Raw genomic sequence first — 6,485 nt, 5'->3', positions numbered from 1 at the left:
AGGGCGACGGGCGCTGCGTCTTCCAGCAAGGTTACGGTCCGGTCGTTTTCGGCATCCGGCGGCACGTTGGTGTCAACGGGCGGCGGCGGCGGCGGAGCATCAACCGCTTCCGACGAATCCCGGATGGTCGCCTGTGAAATGCGAACCGTGCCCTGGGTCAAGGCATTGGTTCGCAGCGAAATAACGATATCATACGTCACGAACCGCTGCGTTTCCTTGACGTCTAGAAACGAGGTGCCGATTGCCAAATTGAAACCATCGCTGGGCAAGTCATAGATCGAAGCGGCAAGGCCGCGCGTGCGCAAAACCGCGCCGGAAGTAGTCTGGCTGGTCAGCGATGGCGAGATACCCAACACACCGGTTCCACCCGGATCAAATTCGATCACCGCGCCGGCGCGCAGCGCATCGCCGATCTGCACGTTCGCCAGCGGCACCTGCAACGTCAATCTGATGGTTGCGCCGGCACCAGTCGGCGTGCCGGAAAATGAAATAATCTGTTCTGCAAAGCCAGCGTTTGAAATGCCCTTGGATGCCACGACATTGACACCGCTGGCGCCGGCATTGGTGGCAACCGTCCAGCCCGTTGCTACATCGCCGGTAACAGCGCCAGAGCGCATGCCTCCGGTTCCTTCTAGCAATGGATTGGCGATCAACACACCGTCCAGATTGGCGGCGGTGAACCCGTCGCCGTTGGTCTGCGCGAGGTTGATCAAGTCCGTATCGGCAAAATGTGCGTCCATGGCCTTGGCAATCGCCTCACCCAGAACCTGGTTGCCTTTTACCGTCAGATGCAGGCCGTCGTATACATATTCGGGACGAGGAAAATTCGGGTTCGCCGGGTCTTCCAGGGCGTCCCACGCATTCACGGGCACCACAAACGGCCGACCGAGCAGCGCTCCTGTCGGGCTTGCCAGCCATTCGTGCATCTCAATCTGTCTGGGGTTGCCCGGCGAGAGGCTCTGCGGCGTTTCGCTCACCAGAAAGACGGTCTTGCCCGCAGCGCCCAACTGGTCCAGCATCGACCCAATTTGCAGCCGAGTATCTTCGGTGCTGAGCGTGCTATCGCTGTAGGCCGACCTGTTCCAGCCGATGTACAACACCGCGTTGCGCGATGGGCTGGCCACATAGGCAGCAAACAGCTCCCGCCAGCCGCTGTTGATGGCGCCCTTGATTGCGTAGTTTCCGTTGCGGGCGAAGAAAACCTCGTTTCCCGAATAGGCTTCAGCCCAACCCGCATAACCGTTGTTGGAAATGATACCCTCTTGTGAGCTGCTGCTTCGGGTACGGCTATCGCCGTAAATTACAAAACTGCGGTCGATCATAATGCACCCAATAGAAGGAATTCGTTACCCATACGCAAATTGCGTTGCGCGCGCATTGGAAAAAAATTAAAATATGGTTAATTCCGATTTTTGTTCAAACTGGACATGATTGCCGCCTCATAGTGACAACCAAAACATGCCAAGGACAAATTGCCGCAGCCAGATTTCCAGCGTGCTACAACACGCTGATTTCCGAATAGCGGAAAACCGCTGCCATCGAAAGGCTGCCATCGCAACAAGGCGCGGTCAAAGCCGCACGCAGTCGCCGAGGCAAAGATTTGACGCCCAGGCCAGACCTGCCGTTTGACATTCCCGCCGCAATGCAGCATACGGCACGCTTCTCGACGGGCGCGTGATCGGAGCAAATGGCTTCAGGCCCCCCGCAGATGCTTGCTTCCCATATCACGCGGGTTGCTGGTCAACCCCTCCTCCCGGTGGGCCGCCAGCCAATCGTGGCTGCGGTTCAGCTTTTGCTGACCGGGTTTTGATATTGGAAACACACATGAATTTTGCTGATCTGGCTCTTGCCGAGCCAATCTCCCGTGCGCTTGCCGAAAAAGGCTATACCGAACCCAGCCCGATCCAGGCGGCTGCAATTCCGCCGGCGTTGGCCGGCCAGGACATATTGGGCCTCGCCCAAACCGGCACCGGCAAGACCGCGGCGTTCGCGCTGCCGATCCTGACCCGGCTGGCGGCCAACCCCAAGCACCGCCTGAAAATCTCCACCCGCTGCCTGGTGCTGGCGCCAACCCGCGAACTGGCCAGCCAGATTGCCGCCAGTTTTCAATCCTATGGCAAATACATGAAGCTGTCGGTGTCGGTGGTGTTCGGCGGTGTGCCGATCGCCCGCCAGGAACGCGCGCTGTTTCCGGGCGTTGATGTGCTGGTCGCCACGCCGGGCCGGTTGCTCGATCTGGTGATGAAGGGCTCGCTCGATCTTGGCCATGTTGAAATGCTGGTGCTCGATGAATGCGATCAGATGCTCGATCTGGGCTTTGTCCATGATCTCAAGCGCATCACCGGCCTGTTGCCGCGCAATCGTCAGACCATGCTGTTTTCCGCCACCCTGCCGCCCGCCATCGAAGAGCTGTCGCAGCGTTACCTGAAAACCCCGGTGAAGGTGGCCATCCAGCCGCCCGCCACCACCGTGGACAAGGTCGCGCAAACCGTGGTGCATGTATCGCAGACCGAAAAGCTGGCGCTGCTGGCCCATCTGCTGAAGCAGGAAGACGTGGCGTGCAGCATCGTGTTCACCCGCACCAAGCACGGTGCCGACCGGGTGGTGCGCCAGCTGGCCGCCAACAAGATCACCGCCGAAGCCATCCACGGCAATCGCAGCCAGGCGCAGCGCACCAAGGCGCTGACGGCGTTCCGGTCCGGTGAACTCACCGTGCTGGTCGCCACCGACATCGCCGCGCGCGGGTTGGACATTCCGGAGGTGAGCCATGTGTTCAATTTCGAATTGCCCAACGTGCCCGAACAATATGTGCACCGCATCGGCCGCACCGCGCGGGCCGGCCGCAAGGGCAATGCCGTGGCGCTGTGCGCGCCGGACGAACGCGGCTTCCTGAAGGATATCGAAAAGACCATTCGCAAGCCGCTGGCCGTGCAGGCGCTGCCAGCCGATTTCCGCGATCTGGTTGGCCTGGCGGCCAAGATGATCAAGGCCGGCCCACCAGAACCTGCCCGTGAAGAGCGTGATCCGCGCGACAATCCGCGCCGCGGCGCCGGTAACAGCGGCGGTAATAGTGGCGGGCCCAGCCGCAGCGGCCGCACCCCGCGCGATCCGCGCGCCCAGGTGCAGCCGGCGCATGGCTATGGCGGCGGCGGCAATGCCGGCGGTGCCCATCGTTCCGGCAGCGCCCGCCCGGATGGCGATCGCAGCGAAAGCCGGCCGCCGCGGCCAGGCGTAAGTCGGTCCGGCCCGCAGCGTTTTGGCCAGCAGGGCGCCGGCCAGCGGGGCAGTGGTGGCCCGCGCACACGCGGCGTCCGTTAAAGACCCGGCCATTTGGCAACGAAAAAACCCCGTCGGCAGCAGATGCCGGCGGGGTTTTTCTAGGTTGGGGTAAGCCTCAGTGACCAAGTATCAGAGAGAAGCAAAATGCCTCCGGCGGGCAGGGCTGAGCCCTGCACCACTTTCGTTTTGGTTCGCTCCAGACCTTTGAAACTCGGCTTGGATCCAGCAAATGGGTGCAGGGGTCACCCCTGCCCGCCGGAGGCTTTTTCAATTTGTCGTGATCAATGAGCTTTGGCGTTAGGCTATGGCTTAAACTGCCCGTGCCGTGACGATCTTGCCCGGTGTGCGCGGCGGCTCGCCTTTGGGCAGTGCATCGACAAATTCCATGCCGGACGTGACTTCGCCCCACACGGTATATTGGCGGTCGAGGAAGCCGGCATCATCAAAGCAGATGAAGAACTGGCTGTTGGCGCTGTTGGGCGCACTGGTGCGGGCCATCGAACATACGCCGCGCACATGCGGCTGGCTTGAAAATTCGGCTTTCAGATCAGGCAGTTTCGAACCGCTGGTGCCAGTGCCCTTCGGGCAGCCGCCCTGCGCCATGAAACCGGGGATAACGCGGTGGAACACCACACCGTCATAAAAGCCTTCGTTGGCCAGGCCGGCAATCCGCTCGACATGGCCGGGCGCCAGATCGCTGCGCAGGCGAATGACGACATCGCCGCCGCTATCGAGGCTGAGGGTAAGTGTGGTGGGCAGATCGGCCATGGTGTCTCTCCTTGTTAAACAGCAACGCCGTCTAGCCGTTCAGCCTGTGCGCCTCAAGCCGTTCTCGCAGGACCTGCGGCAAGGCCGCCCGGCCGCCATCCGGGCCGCGCACCACCAGCACGCTGTCACACAGCGCAAAACAGCGGTCGGCCTGAAACGCCGCCATCGCCATCCGAAAACTGGAATTGCCGATTTCCGATATGCCCATCATCAGCGCCACCGGCAGCGGATAATGGCCTTCGGCCACATAATCGATGCCGACATGCGCCACCATGATGCGCGGCCGGGCGCCAGCCAGCAATTGCGCGCTGCCGGTGTTGAACTGCACCCGGGCTTCTTCGAACAATTGCGCGATGGCCACATTGTTGAGGTGGCCATTGGCATCCATGTCGCCAAAGCGCGTCGGCAGGTCCAGCCGCGCCGGATAGGCGGCAGCCTGTAACCGGCGCGGATCGCCCCTCATTGCAGGTGATACGCGATTGGCAGGGTTTTCAGGCCGGACACGAAATTGGCGATGCTGTTTTGCGGGGTGCCGGCCAGGCTGATGTCCTCTAGGCGCGGCAGCAGCGCGGCAAACAGCGCGCGGATTTCCATGCGTGCCAGATGCAGGCCCAGGCACTGGTGCACGCCGCTGCCAAACGCGGTTTGCGGATTGGTGGCGCGGTCAACCTTGAAGGCAAAAGGATCATCGAACACCGCTTCGTCGCGGTTGCCGGACGCATAGAACAGCGCCACTCCGTCACCGGCCTTGATCAGCTTCCCGCCGATTTCGGTGTCCTGGGTGCAGGTGCGCATGAAATGCTTCACCGGCGTCACCCAGCGGATCATTTCTTCCACCGCGCCGGGGATCAACGCCGGATCGGCCTTCAGCTTGGCCATCTCAGCGGGGTTGTTGATCAATTGCAGCAAGCCGCCCGATGCGCTGCTGCTGGTGGTGTCATGGCCGGCGGTGACGGTGATGGCATAATAGCTCACCGCTTCCAGCAGCCCGATGGGTTCGCCGTCCACCAGGCCCTGCGCGATCACCGTTGCCAGATCGTCCTGCGGATTGGCGCGGCGATCCTCGATCACGCTGCCGAAATAAGCAAAAAACTGCTGCACTAACGCAAACAGATCAACTTGCGCATTGCCGGTGGCCTCCGGGCCGCTCAGGCCCTGGGTGAGGATGCGCGACCGGCCGACGACATCGGGGTCCTGCGGCCCGAAAATCTCTTGAGTCATCTGCAACATGCGGCTTTCATCGGCTTCGGGCAGGCCCAAAATCATCATGATCACCCGCAGCGGATACCACAGCGCCACTTCATTGACGAAATCACAGGTGCCGCCCAGGCTGGCCATGTGATCGACATGCGCCTTGGCAATGCCGGCAATCTTCGGCTCCAGTGCGCGCAGATTTTGCGGCATGAACCATGTGTGGGTGATGCGCCGCAATTTCATGTGCAGCGGATCATCCAGATCCACCAAAGTGCGGAACAAATGCGTGTCGCCAGTGGTGGCCTTCACCCAGTTTTCCGCTTCGATCGGGCTGAGATAGGTGCGTTCGCGGTTGATGAAGCGATCATTGGCCTTTGAAATCGCAACAATATCGGCATGGCGGGTGATCGACCAGAACGGCCGGAACCCTGCCGGCTGCGTCCAATGCACCGGATCATCGCGGCGCAGCGCCGTGTAGGCATCATGGATGCTGTCGTCGGCATAGGCCGCCGGATTGACCAGCGTGTCGTCCAGCGTGGCGTTGCTGAAGCCCGGAAATGGCGTGTCGGTCATTGGCTGCGGCCCCGTTCTTGCACGGCGCTGCGTGCGGCCTCGACATCGGCGGCCGAGACGCGGGCATTGGCGGCCGACGATTGCGCATCCTCCAGGGCCATGGCGTCGCCAAATGGCAGCGCGTAACCATCATTGATCAGGCGCTTGTAGGTGCGCGAAAATGCCGGTGCGATGCTGGCCATGTCGTGCGCCAGCGCGGTTGCGGCTGCAACCAGATCGGCGGCGGGCACCACCCGGTTGACCAGGCCCCAGCGCTCGGCGGTGGCGGCATCCAGAAAATTGCCGGACAGCGAAAGTTCCCGCGCCCGATATGGCCCGATCAGCCGCGACAATTTCTGGCTGAGGCCCCAGCCCGGCATGATGCCGACGCGGGCATGGGTATCGGCAAAGCGCGCATTTTCAGATGCAATCAGCACATCACAGGCCAGCGCCACTTCAAAGCCGCCGGTGATGGCCACACCGTTGATGGCACCGATCACCGGCTTGCCGGTTTGTTCGATGGCCTTGACCGGATTGTCATCCGGCCCGGCCGCGTTGGCTGCGCCCAGGCCCTGCTGGCCGAGTTCCTTCAGATCAAGCCCGGCCGTGAAGGCGCGGGTGCCGGCGCCGGTCAGCACGATGGCGCGCACGCTGTCATCGGCTTCCAGATCCAGAAACGCCGCCGCCAGCGC

6 protein-coding genes are annotated in these 6,485 nt (G+C 62.1%); 1 reads left to right on the top strand and 5 read right to left on the bottom strand.

The features are described 5' to 3' along the window. Positions 1-1,322, bottom strand: a 1,322-nt coding sequence (locus tag ABWP50_RS04000; RefSeq protein ID WP_353216703.1) for an SGNH/GDSL hydrolase family protein, incomplete at its 3' end; no start/stop codon positions are given. A gap of 502 nt (positions 1,323-1,824) precedes the next feature. On the opposite strand from ABWP50_RS04000, the gene ABWP50_RS03995 reads away from it, so the two are divergent. After that, positions 1,825-3,318 (top strand): DEAD/DEAH box helicase, encoded by a 1,494-nt coding sequence (locus tag ABWP50_RS03995; RefSeq protein WP_353216702.1) that lies wholly within the window; start codon positions 1,825-1,827, stop codon positions 3,316-3,318. A gap of 270 nt (positions 3,319-3,588) precedes the next feature. Here the strand turns inward: ABWP50_RS03995 and ABWP50_RS03990 are convergent, their stop codons facing one another. The 4 genes from ABWP50_RS03990 to ABWP50_RS03975 form a co-directional block, all read right to left on the bottom strand. Further along, entirely contained in the window at positions 3,589-4,047 is a 459-nt protein-coding gene (locus ABWP50_RS03990) for a peptidylprolyl isomerase (protein ID WP_353216701.1), read from the bottom strand. A gap of 31 nt (positions 4,048-4,078) precedes the next feature. After that, the gene (locus ABWP50_RS03985; RefSeq protein ID WP_353216700.1) at positions 4,079-4,510 is read right to left on the bottom strand and encodes an acyl-CoA thioesterase; all 432 of its coding nucleotides are present in this window, start codon (positions 4,508-4,510) and stop codon (positions 4,079-4,081) included. Beyond that, a complete protein-coding gene (locus ABWP50_RS03980) occupies positions 4,507-5,814 on the bottom strand; it encodes a cytochrome P450 (protein WP_353216699.1) in 1,308 nt (435 codons plus the stop codon). The genes ABWP50_RS03985 and ABWP50_RS03980 overlap by 4 nt, the downstream gene beginning before the upstream one ends. Beyond that, the coding region (locus ABWP50_RS03975; RefSeq protein WP_353216698.1) for an enoyl-CoA hydratase at positions 5,811-6,485 on the bottom strand (675 nt) is incomplete at its 5' end. The genes ABWP50_RS03980 and ABWP50_RS03975, both read right to left, overlap by 4 nt.

It is taken from the genome of Sandarakinorhabdus sp., from assembly GCF_040398645.1.
In the GTDB taxonomy this organism is placed as follows: domain Bacteria; phylum Pseudomonadota; class Alphaproteobacteria; order Sphingomonadales; family Sphingomonadaceae; genus Sandarakinorhabdus.
This window is presented reverse-complemented; position numbering and strand designations above follow the sequence as displayed.